This window comes from Thalassovita taeanensis (assembly GCF_900110775.1).
In the GTDB taxonomy this organism is placed as follows: domain Bacteria; phylum Pseudomonadota; class Alphaproteobacteria; order Rhodobacterales; family Rhodobacteraceae; genus Litorimicrobium; species Litorimicrobium taeanense.
Window position 1 is genome coordinate 186,697 of sequence record NZ_FOEP01000002.1, and the last position, 15,894, is coordinate 202,590.

At 64.3% G+C, this 15,894-nt stretch carries 18 protein-coding genes and 1 riboswitch; of the genes, 6 read left to right on the top strand and 12 right to left on the bottom strand.

The window, feature by feature from the left end; translation table 11 throughout:
• Positions 1-13 precede the first annotated feature (13 nt).
• From BSF79_RS03315 to BSF79_RS03325, 3 genes are all read right to left on the bottom strand, one after another.
• On the bottom strand, positions 14-496 hold the full coding sequence (locus tag BSF79_RS03315; RefSeq protein WP_090268281.1) for a HugZ family pyridoxamine 5'-phosphate oxidase: 483 nt from the start codon (positions 494-496) through the stop codon (positions 14-16).
• Positions 497-527: 31 nt separating this feature from the next.
• On the bottom strand, positions 528-1,025 hold the full coding sequence (locus tag BSF79_RS03320) for an anthrone oxygenase family protein (RefSeq protein ID WP_090268283.1): 498 nt from the start codon (positions 1,023-1,025) through the stop codon (positions 528-530).
• A gap of 82 nt (positions 1,026-1,107) precedes the next feature.
• Complete coding sequence (locus BSF79_RS03325; protein ID WP_090268285.1) at positions 1,108-1,755, bottom strand: hypothetical protein; 648 nt, start codon at positions 1,753-1,755, stop codon at positions 1,108-1,110.
• Between the two features lie 114 nt (positions 1,756-1,869).
• Between BSF79_RS03325 and BSF79_RS03330 the strand changes: the two genes are divergently transcribed.
• Entirely contained in the window at positions 1,870-2,190 is a 321-nt protein-coding gene (locus tag BSF79_RS03330; RefSeq protein WP_090268287.1) for an antibiotic biosynthesis monooxygenase family protein, read from the top strand.
• Between the two features lie 122 nt (positions 2,191-2,312).
• On the opposite strand, the gene trxC is transcribed toward BSF79_RS03330, so the two are convergent.
• A complete protein-coding gene (gene trxC / locus BSF79_RS03335; RefSeq protein WP_090268289.1) occupies positions 2,313-2,744 on the bottom strand; it encodes a thioredoxin TrxC in 432 nt (143 codons plus the stop codon).
• A gap of 242 nt (positions 2,745-2,986) precedes the next feature.
• On the opposite strand from trxC, the gene BSF79_RS03340 reads away from it, so the two are divergent.
• Positions 2,987-3,193, top strand: coding sequence for a cold-shock protein (locus BSF79_RS03340; protein ID WP_090268291.1), 207 nt, complete (start codon positions 2,987-2,989; stop codon positions 3,191-3,193).
• Between the two features lie 92 nt (positions 3,194-3,285).
• Here the strand turns inward: BSF79_RS03340 and BSF79_RS03345 are convergent, their stop codons facing one another.
• The 3 genes from BSF79_RS03345 to BSF79_RS03355 form a co-directional block, all read right to left on the bottom strand.
• Positions 3,286-3,522 (bottom strand): thioredoxin family protein, encoded by a 237-nt coding sequence (locus tag BSF79_RS03345; RefSeq protein WP_090268293.1) that lies wholly within the window; start codon positions 3,520-3,522, stop codon positions 3,286-3,288.
• Positions 3,523-3,537: 15 nt separating this feature from the next.
• Positions 3,538-4,545, bottom strand: coding sequence for a permease (locus BSF79_RS03350; protein ID WP_090268295.1), 1,008 nt, complete (start codon positions 4,543-4,545; stop codon positions 3,538-3,540).
• Between the two features lie 129 nt (positions 4,546-4,674).
• Positions 4,675-5,361: an arylesterase gene (locus tag BSF79_RS03355; protein ID WP_090268297.1), complete on the bottom strand. Its 687-nt coding sequence runs from the start codon at positions 5,359-5,361 to the stop codon at positions 4,675-4,677.
• Here BSF79_RS03355 and BSF79_RS03360 point away from each other — a divergent pair.
• The 3 genes from BSF79_RS03360 to BSF79_RS03370 all read left to right on the top strand — a co-directional run bounded on the left by BSF79_RS03360 (position 5,360) and on the right by BSF79_RS03370 (position 9,523).
• Positions 5,360-6,061 carry an ABC transporter ATP-binding protein gene (locus BSF79_RS03360; protein WP_090268298.1) on the top strand — a complete coding sequence of 234 codons (702 nt, stop codon included), beginning with the start codon at positions 5,360-5,362 and terminating at the stop codon, positions 6,059-6,061. The two genes, BSF79_RS03355 and BSF79_RS03360, sit on opposite strands and share 2 nt — an antisense overlap.
• Positions 6,058-8,574 (top strand): ABC transporter permease, encoded by a 2,517-nt coding sequence (locus BSF79_RS03365; protein ID WP_090268300.1) that lies wholly within the window; start codon positions 6,058-6,060, stop codon positions 8,572-8,574. Before BSF79_RS03360 ends, BSF79_RS03365 begins: the two co-directional genes overlap by 4 nt.
• Before the next feature lie 82 nt (positions 8,575-8,656).
• Positions 8,657-9,523, top strand: a complete 867-nt coding sequence (locus BSF79_RS03370) for an inositol monophosphatase family protein (protein ID WP_090268302.1) — start codon at positions 8,657-8,659, stop codon at positions 9,521-9,523.
• Positions 9,524-9,725: 202 nt separating this feature from the next.
• On the opposite strand, the gene gcvP is transcribed toward BSF79_RS03370, so the two are convergent.
• The 5 genes from gcvP to BSF79_RS03395 form a co-directional block, all read right to left on the bottom strand.
• Entirely contained in the window at positions 9,726-12,575 is a 2,850-nt protein-coding gene (gcvP, locus tag BSF79_RS03375; protein ID WP_090268701.1) for an aminomethyl-transferring glycine dehydrogenase, read from the bottom strand.
• A 1-nt stretch (position 12,576) separates the two neighbouring features.
• Positions 12,577-12,960: a VOC family protein gene (locus tag BSF79_RS03380; RefSeq protein ID WP_090268304.1), complete on the bottom strand. Its 384-nt coding sequence runs from the start codon at positions 12,958-12,960 to the stop codon at positions 12,577-12,579.
• Between the two features lie 8 nt (positions 12,961-12,968).
• Positions 12,969-13,328 (bottom strand): glycine cleavage system protein GcvH, encoded by a 360-nt coding sequence (gene gcvH, locus BSF79_RS03385; RefSeq protein ID WP_090268306.1) that lies wholly within the window; start codon positions 13,326-13,328, stop codon positions 12,969-12,971.
• Positions 13,329-13,358: 30 nt separating this feature from the next.
• On the bottom strand, positions 13,359-14,483 hold the full coding sequence (gcvT, locus tag BSF79_RS03390; RefSeq protein ID WP_090268308.1) for a glycine cleavage system aminomethyltransferase GcvT: 1,125 nt from the start codon (positions 14,481-14,483) through the stop codon (positions 13,359-13,361).
• A gap of 158 nt (positions 14,484-14,641) precedes the next feature.
• Positions 14,642-14,726: riboswitch (glycine riboswitch) on the bottom strand.
• Positions 14,727-14,769: 43 nt separating this feature from the next.
• Complete coding sequence (locus BSF79_RS03395; RefSeq protein ID WP_090268310.1) at positions 14,770-15,216, bottom strand: RrF2 family transcriptional regulator; 447 nt, start codon at positions 15,214-15,216, stop codon at positions 14,770-14,772.
• Positions 15,217-15,311: 95 nt separating this feature from the next.
• Here BSF79_RS03395 and BSF79_RS03400 point away from each other — a divergent pair, with 95 nt between their 5' ends.
• Positions 15,312-15,884, top strand: coding sequence for a gamma-glutamylcyclotransferase family protein (locus tag BSF79_RS03400; protein WP_090268312.1), 573 nt, complete (start codon positions 15,312-15,314; stop codon positions 15,882-15,884).
• Positions 15,885-15,894: the final 10 nt, after the last annotated feature.

A 15,894-nucleotide genomic window follows, 5' to 3' on the forward strand; every position in this document is an offset into this window, starting at 1 on the left:
TGCCCCTTCCCCGTCAGCGGGTCAGGTCGGCGGGGGTCAGCGTGAACGCGCGGCCGAAGCCGCCGTTCAGATAGGCCAGATGCACCTTCAGCAGGGCGAAGGAGAAATCGGTGAACCCGATATAGAGTTTGGCCTTGGGGTGGTCGCGCAGGTAATGCGCGGCCATTTCGCCATGTCCGGGGCTGCCGTGGCGCAGAAATTGCGCATCGGCCTGAAGCGTCAGGCGCGGGTGGGTCAGCGGGTCGCCCCTGGGGCCGGGTTCGCCCAGCAGCAGCGCGCAGGCGGGGTTTTCTTTCAGCGCGCGGGTGTGATGCGCCAGATCCGAGACCAGCAGCAAAGGTTGCCCATCCGGCGCGGTGCCGACCGCAACGCGGCTGACCAATGGCAGGCCGGTGCCCGCTTCGGTCACCGCAAGTGCGCCAAAGCGGGCGGTGTCGATCAGTTGGCGCGCCAAGGCGCGGGCTTGGTCATCGGTGGGGCGGATCAGCTCGGGCATATCGGCAGGCTAGGGCCGGTACCGCGCGGGTTCAAGGGCGTTTGCGGCCCAGCCGCAGCAGCCCCGCGCCCACCAGCAGCAGGCACAGGCCCGATACTGCCGTGCGGATCTGATTCCACTGTTGCCAGCGATCAGAGTAGCTGCGCCACGCCGCCTGCAGCGCTTCGGGCGGTTGTGACAGGTCCGTCAGCATCAGGGCCTGGTTCATCGGCACGTTGACGGTGGCGGTCGGAACGAAAGCCCCCGCCGCATAAAGTACCGTCGCCAGCGCGAACAGCGCCGCCACGTCGCGGCGTTTTGCGCCCCATGCCAGCACCGCAGTCAGTGCCAGCGCCGGCGAGGTGCCAAAGAAGGCGGGCATGAAAACGCCGTTGCGCACCGAGGTGTTCATCGCATTCATCGCGCCAATCGCGGTTTCAGCGGGCAGCTGATCCAGCCCCCACATGGTGGAACAGACCCAAGCGTAGAAAAACCCGAAGATGGCCCCGGTGAGCAGAAGTGACAGAAGGGCAGAGAGGCGCAGGAGCATGAAATTCCCTTTTTGAAATGCGGACTGAAATGGGTGTTGTACGGCGTGCGCTGCGGGATCCGTCGCAGAAATCCGCTGTGGATCAGAAATCGCACCAAAGGCCGAATTTCATTCCGGTTTCGCGGTCCCCAATCACTGTGTGGCTAAGCCCCGCCTCAAGGTGCCAACGCTCGCCCAGCCGATAGGCGACCGACGGCACCAACCGCAGGAATGCAGGCTCGGTCATGGATTTGCCGGTCTGAAGCTGCATCATGGCTTTCAGCTTTGGGGTCGGTGACAGGCCCAGTGTCAGGTCGGCTTTCACATCCACCCGACCGCTGCGCGCGTGCCATTCAGCCACGGTATCGACCGACAGCCAGCCGCTGCCGAACCGGCCATCGAACCCCAACCCATAGGACAGGCCGGGGCGCAGCACCGGTTGGCCTGCGATCTCGCCCAGCCCCAATTCGACGGCAAAGCGGTGGTTACCTTTGGGCGCGCGCAGCGGCCTGCGCAAAAACGCGATGGTCTTGCTGTCGCCAGACACGCCGCGCCCGGCATCCACCCCCAGCGTGATCCGCGTGGTCAGGCCGTATTCGACATATGTCCCGGCATAGTGGCTGAGCCCCGCATCCGTCCGGTTGACGTTCAGCGTGGCGGCGGAAAACCCCTGCCCCTTATCACGCAGCCACGCCCCGGCCCAACCGGGCGGCGGCAGCAGGCAGAGGATCAGAACAAGGACACGCAGCATCTACCCCTCCACGCATTAACCTTTGCCGGAGAATGGTAAATGACCGGTTAACACAATCCGGCTTTGGTCGCGCGGTGGACAGGTGCTAGGCTGGGATCAGTCAGGGAGGACCCCATGCCAGAGATTTCACAAGACAACAGCTTTCAGACCGTCATCACCACGTTCGAGATGACCCCCGGCACCTGTCAGGACCTGCTGGAGGCGCTGACCGATGCCTATGAGCAGTTCATCACCAAACAGCCGGGGTTCATCGCCGCCGGGTTGCATGTGAATGATGCGCAGACACGGATCGCCAATTATTCGCAATGGCAACGGCGCGAAGATTTTCAGGCGATGCTGCGGACGGATGAAATGCGCGCCCGCAATCGCAAGATCGCCGAGCTGTGCAAAAGCTTCGAGCCGGTCATGTATGACGTCTCGCGCAGCTTTGGCTGAGGGCGGGAGCGGACAGCGAAGGCGCCCCGGCGGGGCGCGATCCTTTGGCCGAACCGTCAGCGCCGGGTGACCGGCGGCAAGCCAGCCCCAGCACCGGACGCAACAGAATCGCGCCCTGGCGGTCAGACTGCGCCCTTGACCCAGTTTACGATCGAGGCCGAGGGCATTGCGCCGGATTGCCGGGCCTTTTCGCGCCCGCCAGAAAAGGCGGCCATCGTGGGGATGCCGCGGATGTTATAGCTGGCACCGGCCTTGGGGTGGGCCTCGGTATTGACTTTGACCAGTCGCGCCTGCCCGGCCAGTTCAGTCGCGGCCTTGGAAAATTCCGGCGCCATCATCCGGCAGGGGCCGCACCACGGCGCCCAGAAATCCACCACCAGCGGCACGTCATCGTTGCGGGCGGCTTTTTGCAGCGTGGCAAAGTCGATCTCGGCCACTTTACCGCCCAACAGCCGGGCACCGCAGGTGCCGCATTTCGGGGCGGAGCTGAGCTTTTCCTCGGGGACGCGGTTAAGCTGACCGCACTCGAGGCAAGTGATTTTCTTTGGTGCCATCGGGGCCTCCTGAATACATCTGTTGACTGGAATATATGGCCCCACCGCCCTGCCCACAAGACCGGGGGCTGTGGTGGCGCACAGTTCAGAGTACTTGATTTTGTCAAAGCTCTATCGCATATTTCAGCACGCGACGTTACCACTATCGACCATCTGCTCCTTTACGGCTCAGTACCTCGATCTTGACCTGACGAGCCGGGTTGCCGCACGACGCGGGCAACAAACTACGAGGAGACTACGGAATGGCTACTGGCACCGTAAAATGGTTCAACACCACCAAAGGCTTCGGCTTTATTGCACCCGATGGCGGCAGCAAAGACGTGTTCGTGCACATCTCGGCTGTTGAGCGTTCGGGCCTGACCGGTCTGGCAGACAACCAGAAAGTGACCTTCGACATCGAGCCCGGCCGCGATGGCCGCGAGTCGGCTGTCAATATCGCGCTGGCCTGAGCTGCGCTGACGATCTGACCGGACGGGCCCTGTTGCGGGGCCCGTTTTTGTTTGCCGCGTTGAGTGTGGCGGGCCACCGTGCGGCCACCGCCCTAAGCCGCTGGCAGCAGGAACCCGACCTCTTTGGGGCTGAGGACCTTGCCGGTTGAAACCACCTTGCCGTCGATCACCAGTGCCGGGGTGGACATCACCCCGTATCCGGCGATCGCGATGATATCGGTGACTTTCTCGATTGTGGCCTCGCGTCCCGCCGCCTTCAGCGCGGCTTGAGTATTGTCGCCCAGTGCCACGCATTTCTTGCAGCCGGACCCCAGTATCTTGATCTCCATGTCTTCTCTCCCTTGTCAGATGAATAGATAGGCGGTGGCATTGAACAGGTATCCGATCACGACGATACCCAGCGCCACGATTGTGGCGAACACCACCAGCAGTGGCAGTTTGACGACCCGTTTCAGCATGATCATCGACGGCAAAGACAGCGCCGTGACCGACATCATGAAGGCCAGTGCCGTGCCCAGCCCGACGCCTTTGCCGACCAGAGCCTCGGCAATCGGCAGGGTGCCGAAGATATCGGCATACATCGGGACGCCCGCAATCGTCGCCACCAGAACGGACCACCATTTATCCTGCCCCAGCAGCCCGGTGATCAGGTCCTGCGGAATCCAGTTGTGGATCGCCGCCCCGATCCCGACACCGATCAGCACATAGGGCCAGACGCGGCTGGCAATCTCGATCACCTGATCGCGGGCGTATGACAGCCGCTCGCGTCGGGTGATCGTGCCGCCATCGTGCGACACCACCGGGGCGGTGAACACGAACTCTTCGATCTGGTGCTCCATTTTCATCCAGCTGATCAGCGTGCCACCCAGCACCGCCAGAACCAGCCCGACCAGCACATAGGCCAGCGCAATCCCCCAGTTGAAAATGCTGGCCAGCAGGATGACCGAGGCCAGATCGACCAGCGGCGAGGAGATCAGGAAGGAAAACGTCACCCCCACCGGCAAGCCCGCGCTGGTGAAGCCGATGAACAGCGGGATCGACGAGCACGAACAAAACGGCGTGATCGTGCCCAGAAGCGCCGCCACGATATTGGCGCCCAGCCCTTTGTGCTGCCCCAGAATGCGCCGGGTCCGCTCGGGCGGGAAAAAGCTTTGGACATAGGAAATGCTGAAGATCAGCACCGAGAGCAGGATGAAAATCTTGACGGTATCGTAGAGGAAGAAATGCACGCTGGCGCCCATGCGGCTGCCGACATCCATGCCAATCACATCGCGCAGCAGCAACGTGACAAGATCCGACAGCCATTGCATCCGCAACAACTGATCGTTCAGCCAGACAAAAACACTGCTCATTTCAAGCCCCTTTGGCCAGACACCATACCAAAGGCAAGCCTGTCCGGCCCGCCGCACTTGCCTTACCCTAGCGTGCGTGGGGCGCGGCCGCGTTGATATGAATCACGTGCCTGCCCGGCCAAGCGGCGATCAGCGGGTTTTCTTGATCAGGGCCTGCACCTCTGGCCCCAGCGCGGCCACGATCCGGCGCACGCCTTCGGCGTTGGGGTGGATGCCATCGGCCTGAAACAGATCGCGCAGCCCGGCGGGATCGGCGCCGCCCAGACCGGCGAAAAAGCTGTCCACATACAGCGTGTCGAACTCGGCTGAAAGCTCGGGCCAGATCGCATCGAATTCGGCCTTATAGGCAGGGCCGTAATTGCCCGGTGCCTGCATCCCGATCAGCAGAACCTGCACGCCATGCGCCTGTGCCGCCTGAAGAATTCCGCGCATGTTGGCGCGGCTTTGGGCCGGATCAATGCCGCGCAACAGGTCATTGCCGCCCAGTGCCACGATCATCGCGCCCACGTCGGGGGTCAGGGTCCAGTCGACCCGCGCCAGCCCGCCCGCCGTGGTATCGCCCGACACGCCCGCGTTGATCACCGTCACCTCGGTGCCGAGTTCGTCCCCATGTTCGGCCAGCCATAGGCGCAGCTGTGGCACAAAGCCCTCCTGCTCGATCAGCCCATAGCCCTGCGTCAGGCTGTCGCCAAAGGCGGCGATCGTCAGGGGCTCGGCCAGCGCGGGTGTGGCCACAAGAAGCAGGGCCAAGGCCTTGCCCCTGAGCGCCAAGCCCCCATATGTCATAAAACCCTTGAGATACAGGCCGATACGCATGAGTGATCCCGTCCTTTCCCTGACCGACGCCACCCTGTCGCTGGAGGGCAACGCGGGGCGTGTTGAAATCCTCCACGGCATTACGCTGGATGTCCAGCGCGGTGAAACACTGGGGCTGGTGGGGCCTTCGGGGTCAGGCAAATCATCGCTCCTTATGTTGATGGGCGGGCTGGAGCGCGCCACGGGCGGTCATGTGAATGCGCTGGGGCAGGACCTGACCACGATGTCCGAGGATCAGCTTGCGCGCTTTCGCAGAGGCAATATGGGGATCGTGTTTCAGTCTTTCCACCTGATCCCGACGATGACCGCGCTGGAAAATGTCGCCACACCGCTGGAACTGGCCGGGCACCGCGATGCCTTTGACCGCGCCCGCGCCGAATTGCAGGCCGTTGGGCTGGCGGATCGCGCCGATCACTACCCTTCGCAGATGTCGGGCGGCGAGCAACAGCGCGTGGCGCTGGCGCGCGCCTCGGCCCCGCGCCCGGCGATCCTGCTGGCGGACGAGCCCACCGGCAATCTGGACGGGGCTAATGGGGCTGCGATCATCGAGCTGCTGTTCGGGCTGCGCGATCGCCACGGCGCGACGCTGGTTTTGGTCACCCACGCGCCCGAACTGGCGTCGCGCTGCGACCGGGTGGTGCATCTGCGCGACGGGCGGATTGACGAGATGGCGAATGGGCTGACCGAGGCCGCACAATGAGCCTGCGCATCGCCGCGCGCTTTGCCCGGCGCGAGCTGCGCGGGGGCCTGCGCGGCTTTCGCATCTTTCTGGCCTGTCTGACGCTGGGCGTGGCGGCAATTGCCGCCGTCGGATCGGTCCGCGCCGGGATCGAGGCCGGGTTGGCGCGCGAAGGCGCCGCACTTCTGGGTGGCGATGCCGAGATGGAGTTCACCTATCGCTTCGCCAGCGCCGAGGAACGCGCGTGGATGCAATCCAACGCGGTGGCGCTGTCCGAGGTGGCCGATTTCCGGTCGATGGCCGTGGTGGGCGACACCCGCAGCCTGACGCAGGTGAAAGCGGTCGATGCGGCCTATCCTCTTGTCGGCAGTGTAAAGCTGTCCCCCGACATGCCCCTGTCGCAGGCGCTGGCCGGGGCCGGGGATCTGCCCGGCGCGGTAATGGAGCCGCTGCTGATCGCACAGATGGGTCTGGCACTTGGCGACACATTTCAGCTTGGAACCCAAAGCTTCCGCCTGATGGCCGCGCTGGACAACGAGCCCGACAATGCGGGCGCGGGGTTTGGCCTTGGGCCGCGCACGATTGTGGCAACAGCGGCGCTGGAAACTTCGGGGCTGCTGGCGCCCGGCACGCTTTATTCCACCAAATACCGGCTGAATCTGCCGCCCGGCACAGCGCTTGAGCCGCTCAAGCAAGACGCGATGGCCCGGTTCGAAGACACCGGCCTGCGCTGGCGTGACGCGCGTAACGGCGCGCCGGGGATCGCCGCCTTTGTCGAACGCATCGGCGCGTTTCTGGTGCTGGTCGGCCTGTCGGGGCTGGCGGTAGGCGGCGTTGGTGTGTCGGCTGCAGTGCGCGCCTATCTGGCGGGCAAGACCGAGGTGATCGCCACCCTGCGCAGCCTTGGCGCCGATCAGCGCACGATCTTTCAGATGTATTTCCTGCAAATCGGCGCGCTGTCGCTGCTGGGGATCACGATGGGGCTGATCCTGGGCGGTGCCGTGCCGGTGCTGCTTGGCCCCCTGATCGAGGCGCAACTGCCGGTGCCTGCGGTCTTTACCCTGCACGCAGCCCCCTTGGCCGAGGCCGCGATTTACGGCCTGCTGACCGCGCTGATCTTTACGCTCTGGCCGCTGGCCCGCACCGGGCAGGTGCGTGCCGCCACCCTGTTCCGCGATGCGATGGCGGGGGCAAAGGCGCTGCCGCCGCTGCCCTATGTGGCGCTGACGGGGGCGCTGGTGGCGCTGCTGCTGGGGGCTGCGGTGCTGTTTTCCGGCACATGGCGGCTGACGCTGTGGACGGCGGGCGGGATTCTGGCGGCGCTGGCAGTGCTGGCGCTGTCCGCCTTCGCGATCCGCCGCCTCAGCCGCGCAGCGCGGCCCTTTGCGCGCGGACGCCCTGCGTGGCACTGGGCGCTGGCCGCAATCGGCGGCACGCGGGACGAGGCGACGCCGGTGGTGTTGTCGCTGGGGCTTGGCCTGACTGTGCTGGCCGCCGTGGGGCAGATCGACGGCAATCTGCGCAGCGCCATCGCGCGCGATCTGCCGGGCGTCGCGCCGTCGTATTTCTTTGTCGATATCCAGAAGGATCAGATGCCCGGCTTTCTGGAGCGCCTGACCAACGACCCCGCCGTCAGCCGCGAGGAACACGCGCCGATGCTGCGCGGCGTCATCACCCGGATCAACGGCAAACCGGCGCGCGAGGTGGCAGGCGATCACTGGGTGCTGCGCGGTGATCGCGGCGTGACCTATGCCGATGCCCTGCCCGCCACCACCAAGATCACCGCAGGGGCGTGGTGGCCCCAAGGATACAGCGGCGCGCCACAGATCAGCTTTGCCGCCGATGAGGCCGCCGAGATGGGGCTGCACATTGGCGATGAAATGACGGTGAATATCCTTGGCCGCGACATCACTGGCACCATCACCAGCTTCCGCGAGGTGGATTTTTCGACCGCCGGGATGGGCTTTATCCTGGCGATGAACGCCAACGCGCTGGCGGGGGCGCCGCACAGCTTTATCGCCACGGTCTATGCCGAACCACAGGCCGAGGCGGCGATCCTGCGCGACCTGTCACAGCAATTTCCCAACATCACCGCGATCCGGGTGCGCGATGCAATCGACCGTGTGTCGGCCATGCTGGCGGGGCTGGCGGCGGCCACATCCTATGGCGCGGCGGCCACACTGCTGACCGGATTTCTGGTGCTGATCGGCGCGGCAGCGGCAGGGGCGCCCGCGCGTGGATATGAGGCCGCCTTGCTGAAAACGCTGGGGGCCACGCGCGGGCACATCCTGTTCAGTTTCGCACTACGCGCCGCGATTCTGGGGGCCGCCGCCGCCGTGGTGGCACTGGCCGCTGGCATTGCGGGCGGCTGGGCCGTCAGCCATTTCGTGATGAAGACCGGGTTTGCGGTGATCTGGCCCTCGGCCTTGGGCATCGTGGCCGGGGGCGTGCTGGCGACATTGCTGGCGGGGCTGGGCTTTGCGCTCAGCGCGCTGAACACCCGCCCGGCTCAAATGATGCGCGCCCGCGACTGAGCGCCGCGACCACGCGCGTTGCAATCATGGGCGGCGAGTGCGACCCATAACAGGCCCGATTCCTCAAACCAAGCCGAGACCGATGACCGAAACCCTGCCCCAGCCCATCACCCCGCTCAGCCCGGCCCAACAAACCAGCCTGATCAACCTGATCCGCCGCGCCGCCAAAACCGAAATCCTGCCGCGCTTTCGCAACCTGAGCGCGGCGCAGGTCAACACTAAATCCGGCCCGCATGACTTGGTGACCGAAGCGGATACCGCCGCCGAGGCGATGATCGCACGCGGCATCCTGCGGATGTTTCCCACCGCAATGGTGCTGGGCGAAGAAGCCGCCGCCGAAAACCCCGCCCTGCGCGCCAAAGCGGCAAAGGCCGAGCTGGCCTTCATCATCGACCCGGTGGATGGAACATGGAACTTCGCGCATGGATTGCCGCTGTTTGGCGTGATCCTTGCTGCTACGCGGTTTGGCCGCCCGGTCTTTGGCCTGCTGTACGATGCGATCATGGACGACTGGATCGTCGCGGACGACGCCACCCCCACCACCATCGCCGGAGCAAACAGCGCGCCGCGCCCCCTGTCCGTCAGCGCAGGCGGGGCGCTCGCCGATATCTCGGGGTATATTCACCTGTATCTTCTGCCCAAGGACAAACAGGCCGCGATGGCTGCCACCCTGCCGGATTTTGCCCGCACGATGATGCTGCGGTGTTCGTGCCACGAATATCGCACCATTGCGCAGGGCGGCGCTGAGTTCTGCCTCTCAGGCATCCTCAACCCCTGGGATCACGCGGCAGGCGTGCTGATCTGCCAGAAGGCAGGCGGGTTTGTGCAGATGCTGGACGGCCGCCCCTATGAGACATCAATCACCGAAGGCTATCTTCTTGCCGCCCCGGATCAGGAGACATGGGAAAAGCTGCGCGACCGTTTCGCGTTTCTGACCGAACCCAATTGAGCGCCTTGCGGCGCACGGTGTAAGCCCTGCGGGCGGATTGGGGCGCTGCCCTCACCGTTGAAAATCAAAGATTTCCAACGGCTCCCCCGGAGTAGTTTCATCAGAAAGAAGCGCTTGCCTTGTGTTTCTTTCTGACCCAAGTACTCCCGCCGGAGGCATCCGAAAGTAAGGGGGGCACACTCCGGTCAAAGGGCTTGGGGACTTATTCTGCCGCCTCGGCATAGTCTGACATTGGCGGGCAGGTGCAGACCAGATGACGGTCGCCCCAGACGTTGTCGACGCGGTTGACCGGCGGCCAGTATTTGTCGACCCGGAAGGCGCCCGGCGGGAAACATCCCTGTTCACGGCTGTAGGGGCGTTCCCAGGCGCCCACCAGATCCTCGACCGTGTGGGGGGCATGTTTCAGCGGATTATTTGTGGCATCCATCTGGCCATCTTCGATGGCGCGGATTTCCGCGCGGATGGCCAGAAGCGCGTCGCAGAAGCGGTCCAGTTCGGCCTTGGTTTCGCTTTCTGTCGGCTCGACCATCAGGGTGCCGGCCACTGGCCAGCTCATGGTTGGGGCGTGGAAGCCGCAATCAATCAGCCGTTTGGCGATATCGTCCACCGTGACGCCTGCGCTGTCAGCGAAGGGGCGCACATCGAGGATGCATTCGTGCGCCACGCGGCCCGTCGGGCCGTTGTACAGCACCTGATAGGCGCCCTTCAACCGGCTGGCGATGTAGTTGGCGTTCAGGATTGCCACCCGCGTCGCCTGTGTCAGGCCATCGCCGCCCATCATCAGACAATACGCCCAGGAGATCGCCAGGATGGACGCCGATCCATAGGGCGCAGCCGAGACCGGCCCCTCGGTGCCGCCCGTGGCGGGATGCCCCGGCAGGTAGGGAACGAGGTGCGCCTTGACCCCGATTGGCCCCATGCCCGGTCCGCCGCCGCCATGCGGGATGGCAAAAGTTTTATGCAGGTTCAGGTGGCTGACATCGCCGCCCAGATCGCCGGGGCGCGACAACCCGACCATTGCATTCATATTGGCCCCGTCGATATAGACCTGCCCGCCTTGGGCGTGGGTGATGGTGCAGACCTCTTTCACCGTTTCCTCGAACACCCCGTGGGTCGAGGGATAGGTGATCATGCAGCCTGCCAGCGTGTCGGCATATTTCTCGGCCTTGGCGCGAAAGTCATCTAGGTCGATATCGCCGTTTTCCGCGGCTTTCACCGGCACCACTTTCCAGCCGACCATCTGTGCGCTGGCCGGATTAGTGCCGTGCGCACTGACCGGGATCAGGCAGATGTTGCGGTGCCCCTGCCCCTGCGCCTTGTGATAGGCGGCGATTGTCAGCAGCCCGGCATATTCGCCCTGCGCGCCGCTGTTGGGCTGCATTGAAAACGCCGCATAGCCGGTGATCTGGCACAGTTTCGCGGACAGATCACTGATCATCTCGGCATAGCCTGCCGCCTGATCGGTCGGCACAAACGGGTGCAGGTCGGCCAGTTCGGGCCAGCTGATCGGCATCATTTCCGCCGCCGAGTTCAGCTTCATCGTGCAGGACCCCAGCGGGATCATCGCCCGGTCCAGCGCCAGATCGCGGTCAGCGAGGCGGCGCATATAGCGCATCATCTCGGTCTCGGCGCGGTTCATGTGGAACACATCATGGCTCAGGAAATCGCTTTGCCGCAGCAGCGCGTCAGGCAGGCGGTATTCCGGAGTCAGGTCGCTGTCCTGACGGGCAATGCCGAAGGCGCGCCAGACCGCTTCGATCGTTTCGGGGCGTGTGACTTCGTCAACCGTGATGCCGACACGGGTGGTGCCGACCGCGCGCAGGTTCACGCCCTCATCCACCGCCGATTTCATGACCGCGCGTTGCAGCGGCCCGACCTCGACCGTGATCGTATCGAAAAACGCTTTCGGCTCGATGGTGAACCCTGCCGCCTCCAGCCCGCGTGCCAGCCGTACGGCCTTGCGGTGGATCCGCTGCGCAATCGCGCGCAGCCCTTCGGGCCCATGAAACACTGCATAGAACGAAGCCATTACCGCCAGCAGGGCCTGCGCCGTGCAGACGTTGCTGGTGGCCTTTTCGCGGCGAATGTGCTGCTCGCGGGTTTGCAGGCTCAGCCGGTACGCCCGGTTGCCGCGCGCATCGATCGACACGCCGACCAACCGCCCTGGCATCGCGCGTTTGAAGCCATCGCGGCACGCCATATAGGCCGCGTGCGGCCCGCCATAGCCCAAGGGCACGCCAAACCGCTGGGTCGAGCCCACGGCGATATCCGCGCCCATCGCGCCGGGTTCCTTCAGCAGGCACAGCGCCATCGGGTCGGCGATGACAATGCCCACCGCCTGTGCGTCGTGCAGCGCCGTCATCTGCGCGGTGAAGTCGGTCAGGTGGCCGTGGGTGCCCGGATACTGGAACACGGCGGCAAAGACCTTGTCCGCCTCCAGCGCCTCGGGGGCGGCCACGATCACCTCGATGCCCAAAGGCGCCGCGCGGGTCTGAATCACCGCGATATTCTGCGGATGACAGTTTTCATCGACGAAAAACGCCATCGCCTTCGACTTGGCGACGCGCTGCGCCATGGTCATGGCTTCGGCCGCGGCTGTCGCCTCGTCCAGCAGGCTGGCGTTGGCAATCTCAAGCCCGGTCAGGTCGCTGACCATCGTCTGATAGTTCAGAAGCGCCTCAAGCCGCCCCTGCGAAATCTCGGGCTGATACGGCGTATAGGCCGTGTACCACGCGGGGTTTTCCAGAATGTTGCGCTGGATCGCGGGCGGCGTCACCGTGCCGTGATACCCCTGCCCGATCAGCGAGGTCAGAACCTTGTTCTTCTTCGCCACGCCGCGCATGAAATGCAGGAATTCGCGCTCGGACTTCGGCTTGCCGAACGCCAGCGGCTCGGCCTGACGGATCGAGGCGGGCAGCGTGTCGTCGATCAGCGCACTCAGGCTCTGCGCGCCGACCACCTTCAGCATCGCCTCCATCTCGGAGGGGGACGGGCCGATATGACGGCGGTTGGCAAAATCATAGGGCAGATAATCTGTCGGCTTGAACGGCATTTCAGTCTCCGGTTCGGTCCGCTGCGTCCGGCGCAGCATGGGATAGTATGTTGATCAGCGTACCGGCGGGGTCTGTCACAAACAGCCGCCGCACGCCCCAGGGTTCCTTGACCGGGCCATAGGTCGGCGGCTGGCCCATTTCGGTCAGCCGCGTCAGCACCTCGTCCAGATCATCCACCTCGATTGACAGGGCCGGGACGGGCTGCGCCGAACCGCCCTCGGCGGCCAGGCTAAGCTGCACCGGCGCCTTGGCCTGTTCGGCCTGAAGCGTCACGATCCACCCGTGATCCATCACCGGCGCCAACCCGAATACGCGTTGGTAAAACGCAGCGCAGCCTGCCGGATCGGGCGTGTCGATATTTGCAACGATCCGGCAGACGGCCATGGGTCAGATCACTCGATCAGGTCTTTGTATTCGTCTTCGTCCATGAAATCGTCCAGCGCATCCATGTCGTCGATCTTGATCTTGAAGAACCACGCCGCCCCCAGCGGGTCGTCGTTCACCAGCGAGGGCGTATCCTCGATCGCGTCGTTGACCTCGACAATCTCGCCGTCCAGCGGCGCCGAGATATCCGAAGCCGCCTTGACGCTTTCGATCACCGCCACCTCATCGCCCTTTGACACCATCGTGCCAACCTCGGGCAGTTCCACGAACACCACATCGCCCAGCGCAGTGCTGGCGTGTTCAGTGATCCCCACGACCACCAGATCGCCGTCGATGCGCAGCCATTCATGATCTTCGGTATATTTCATTTCTGTGTCCCTCTTGCTTAAGGCTTTGTTTTATCTTTTGAAATTGGCCGGAACGAATGGCAGCGTTACCACCGAAACCGGCAAGCGCTTACCGCGCACCTCGCCATATACCACTGTGCCCGGCGCGCTCAGCGCGGTCGGCAGGTATCCCATTGCCACCGGCCCGGCCACGCTTGGGCCGAACCCGCCCGAGGTCACACGCCCAACCGGCGCGCCCCCCTGTTCAGCGGCATAAAGTTCGACGCCTTCGCGCATCGGCGCACGGCCTTCGGGCTTCAGCCCGACACGGCGGCGCGCGGCGCCATCCTCAAGCTCGGACAACACCCGTGTTGCGCCGGGAAAGCCACCCGCGCGGTCGCCCCCAGTGCGGCGGATCTTCTGGATCGCCCAGGTCAGCCCCGCCTCGACCGGGCTGGTGCCGGTGTCGATGTCATGACCGTACAGACACAATCCGCCCTCCAGACGCAGGCTGTCGCGCGCGCCCAGACCGATCGGCAAAACCCGCTCATCCGCCAGCAACGCCCGGGCCAAATCCTCGACCGCGCCCACCGGCACGGAAATCTCGAACCCGTCCTCGCCGGTATAGCCCGAGCGCGACACCCAGCATTCCGCCCCGGCCAGTTCAACCGTCGCCACGTCCATGAACCGCATCTCCCGCACCGTGGCATTCAGCCCGGCCAGAACATCCTCGGCCAACGGGCCCTGCAACGCCAGAAGCGCGCGATCCTCGATCACCTCAACTGTGATGTCCTCGGGCAGGTTGTCGCGCAAATGGGCGATATCGGCCTCTTTGCACGCAGCATTCACCACGACGAAAACATGATCGCCCCGGTTCGCCAGCATCAGATCATCCAGAATACCGCCCGCATCATCGGTGAAAAACCCATAGCGCTGCCGCCCAACACCCAGACCGGCGATATTCACCGGCACCAGCGCCTCCAGCGCCAGCGCGGCGGCCTTGAAGCTGTCTGCGCGCAGGATCACCTGCCCCATATGGCTGACGTCAAACAGCCCGGCGGCGGTGCGTGTGTGTAGATGTTCCTTCATCACCCCGGCGGGGTATTGCACCGGCATGTCATACCCGGCGAAGGGCACCATTTTGCCCCCAAGTTCGCGGTGCAGTTCGTCCAGCGGCAGATGCAGCAATTCAGCCATGAGGCCCCCTGTCCTTGTCAAACCGGTCGAGCCTGCTGACCCCACTCCGGCATCTTTGCCTGCTGCCGCAGCAACACGCCATGATGCCCCCTCTGTCCCGACGCCTGAGATCGTTATCCCTTCGGCGGACGCACGCGGCGCCTCTCTCCAGAGTTGTCTGTCCCTGATCGGTCCTTGGGCCTGAGAGTTTCCGGGGCGGTTGCTCCTTCGGCACTGGTTTCCCAGTTCTCCCGATCTGTTGAATCGTGATTAGCCGAGTCGCCTTCATACGGCAAGAGGTCGTTTTTCAGACCCGACAGACCATTGGCGACATGATGTCCAGCAACCGCTCGTTGCCGCAGACCAGTGCATCCAACGTGATTTCGTCCAGATGCGCGTAAAACGCCTCGGCGGCGTCAGCGATCGCCAACCGCAACCGGCAGGCATCGACCAACGGGCAGGTGTTATCGACATCGGCAAAACATTCCGCCAGCGGCACCGACGATTCGAGCGCGCGGAACACCGCGCCAATCTGAATATCCACGGCCGGGCGCCCCAGCGTGATACCGCCATTGCGCCCGCGCTGGGTATGCAGATACCCCATCTGACCCAGCTGATTGATCACCTGCGCCAGATGGTTTTCGGACGAATTGCAACACACGGCGATCTCTGACTTGGTCACCAGCCGCCCGTCATTGGCGGCGCAGAACATCAAAATGCGAATGGCAATGTTGGTTCGTTTGGTAATACGCACGCGACTGGACCCTCCCGGCTCAAGTATTCAAAGAAAATGAGCCCTCAGGCCTCTTTTGGGATTGATATGGATCAATCACTGGCCATTTTAGTTGCATGACAGATGCATTTTTCTTCGGCTACGGCTCTTTGGTGAACCGCGCCACGCACGATTACGGCAATGCCCACCAAGCCAGCGCCCGTGGTTGGCGGCGGGTCTGGCGGCATACTGCGCTGCGCCCGGTGGCGTTTCTGACCGCTGTGCCCGACCCCGACACACGGATCGACGGGTTGATCGCCGGGGTGCCCAATGGCGACTGGCGGGCGCTGGACGCGCGCGAACATGCCTATGACCGCATCGATTTGACCGAACTGCCGGACCACCCGCTGCCCTTCCCGCCGCGCGTCGCGATCTATTCGATCCCGCCCGGCAAACACGGCACGCCCACGATGGCCCACCCGATTCTGCTCAGCTATCTTGATGTGGTGGTTCAGGGGTACCTGCGCGAATTCGGCGAAGCGGGCGTTGCCCGCTTCTTCGACACCACCGACGGCTGGAGCGCGCCGATCCTTGATGACCGCGCCGCGCCGCACTATCCCCGGCACCAGCCCCTCGACCCCGCGGAAACCACGTTGGTCGATGACATGCTTGCCCGCCACGGCGCCGCCCCCGTCGCGCTGACCTCATAGGGTCCGCGCG

What these genes read in the sequence shown, in the direction of transcription:
- BSF79_RS03330 (WP_090268287.1), top strand. Translation starts at nt 1,870, where the DNA reads ATGCCAGAGATTTCACAAGACAACAGCTTTCAGACCGTCATCACCACG.
- BSF79_RS03355 (WP_090268297.1), bottom strand. Translation starts at nt 5,361, where the DNA reads ATGCGTATCGGCCTGTATCTCAAGGGTTTTATGACATATGGGGGCTTG.
- BSF79_RS03345 (WP_090268293.1), bottom strand. Translation starts at nt 3,522, where the DNA reads ATGGAGATCAAGATACTGGGGTCCGGCTGCAAGAAATGCGTGGCACTG.
- BSF79_RS03350 (WP_090268295.1), bottom strand. Translation starts at nt 4,545, where the DNA reads ATGAGCAGTGTTTTTGTCTGGCTGAACGATCAGTTGTTGCGGATGCAA.
- trxC (WP_090268289.1), bottom strand. Translation starts at nt 2,744, where the DNA reads ATGGCACCAAAGAAAATCACTTGCCTCGAGTGCGGTCAGCTTAACCGC.
- gcvT (WP_090268308.1), bottom strand. Translation starts at nt 14,483, where the DNA reads ATGGCTGAATTGCTGCATCTGCCGCTGGACGAACTGCACCGCGAACTT.
- BSF79_RS03340 (WP_090268291.1), top strand. Translation starts at nt 2,987, where the DNA reads ATGGCTACTGGCACCGTAAAATGGTTCAACACCACCAAAGGCTTCGGC.
- BSF79_RS03320 (WP_090268283.1), bottom strand. Translation starts at nt 1,025, where the DNA reads ATGCTCCTGCGCCTCTCTGCCCTTCTGTCACTTCTGCTCACCGGGGCC.
- gcvP (WP_090268701.1), bottom strand. Translation starts at nt 12,575, where the DNA reads ATGCCGTTCAAGCCGACAGATTATCTGCCCTATGATTTTGCCAACCGC.
- BSF79_RS03400 (WP_090268312.1), top strand. Translation starts at nt 15,312, where the DNA reads ATGACAGATGCATTTTTCTTCGGCTACGGCTCTTTGGTGAACCGCGCC.
- BSF79_RS03325 (WP_090268285.1), bottom strand. Translation starts at nt 1,755, where the DNA reads ATGCTGCGTGTCCTTGTTCTGATCCTCTGCCTGCTGCCGCCGCCCGGT.
- gcvH (WP_090268306.1), bottom strand. Translation starts at nt 13,328, where the DNA reads ATGAAATATACCGAAGATCATGAATGGCTGCGCATCGACGGCGATCTG.
- BSF79_RS03365 (WP_090268300.1), top strand. Translation starts at nt 6,058, where the DNA reads ATGAGCCTGCGCATCGCCGCGCGCTTTGCCCGGCGCGAGCTGCGCGGG.
- BSF79_RS03370 (WP_090268302.1), top strand. Translation starts at nt 8,657, where the DNA reads ATGACCGAAACCCTGCCCCAGCCCATCACCCCGCTCAGCCCGGCCCAA.
- BSF79_RS03360 (WP_090268298.1), top strand. Translation starts at nt 5,360, where the DNA reads ATGAGTGATCCCGTCCTTTCCCTGACCGACGCCACCCTGTCGCTGGAG.
- BSF79_RS03380 (WP_090268304.1), bottom strand. Translation starts at nt 12,960, where the DNA reads ATGGCCGTCTGCCGGATCGTTGCAAATATCGACACGCCCGATCCGGCA.
- BSF79_RS03315 (WP_090268281.1), bottom strand. Translation starts at nt 496, where the DNA reads ATGCCCGAGCTGATCCGCCCCACCGATGACCAAGCCCGCGCCTTGGCG.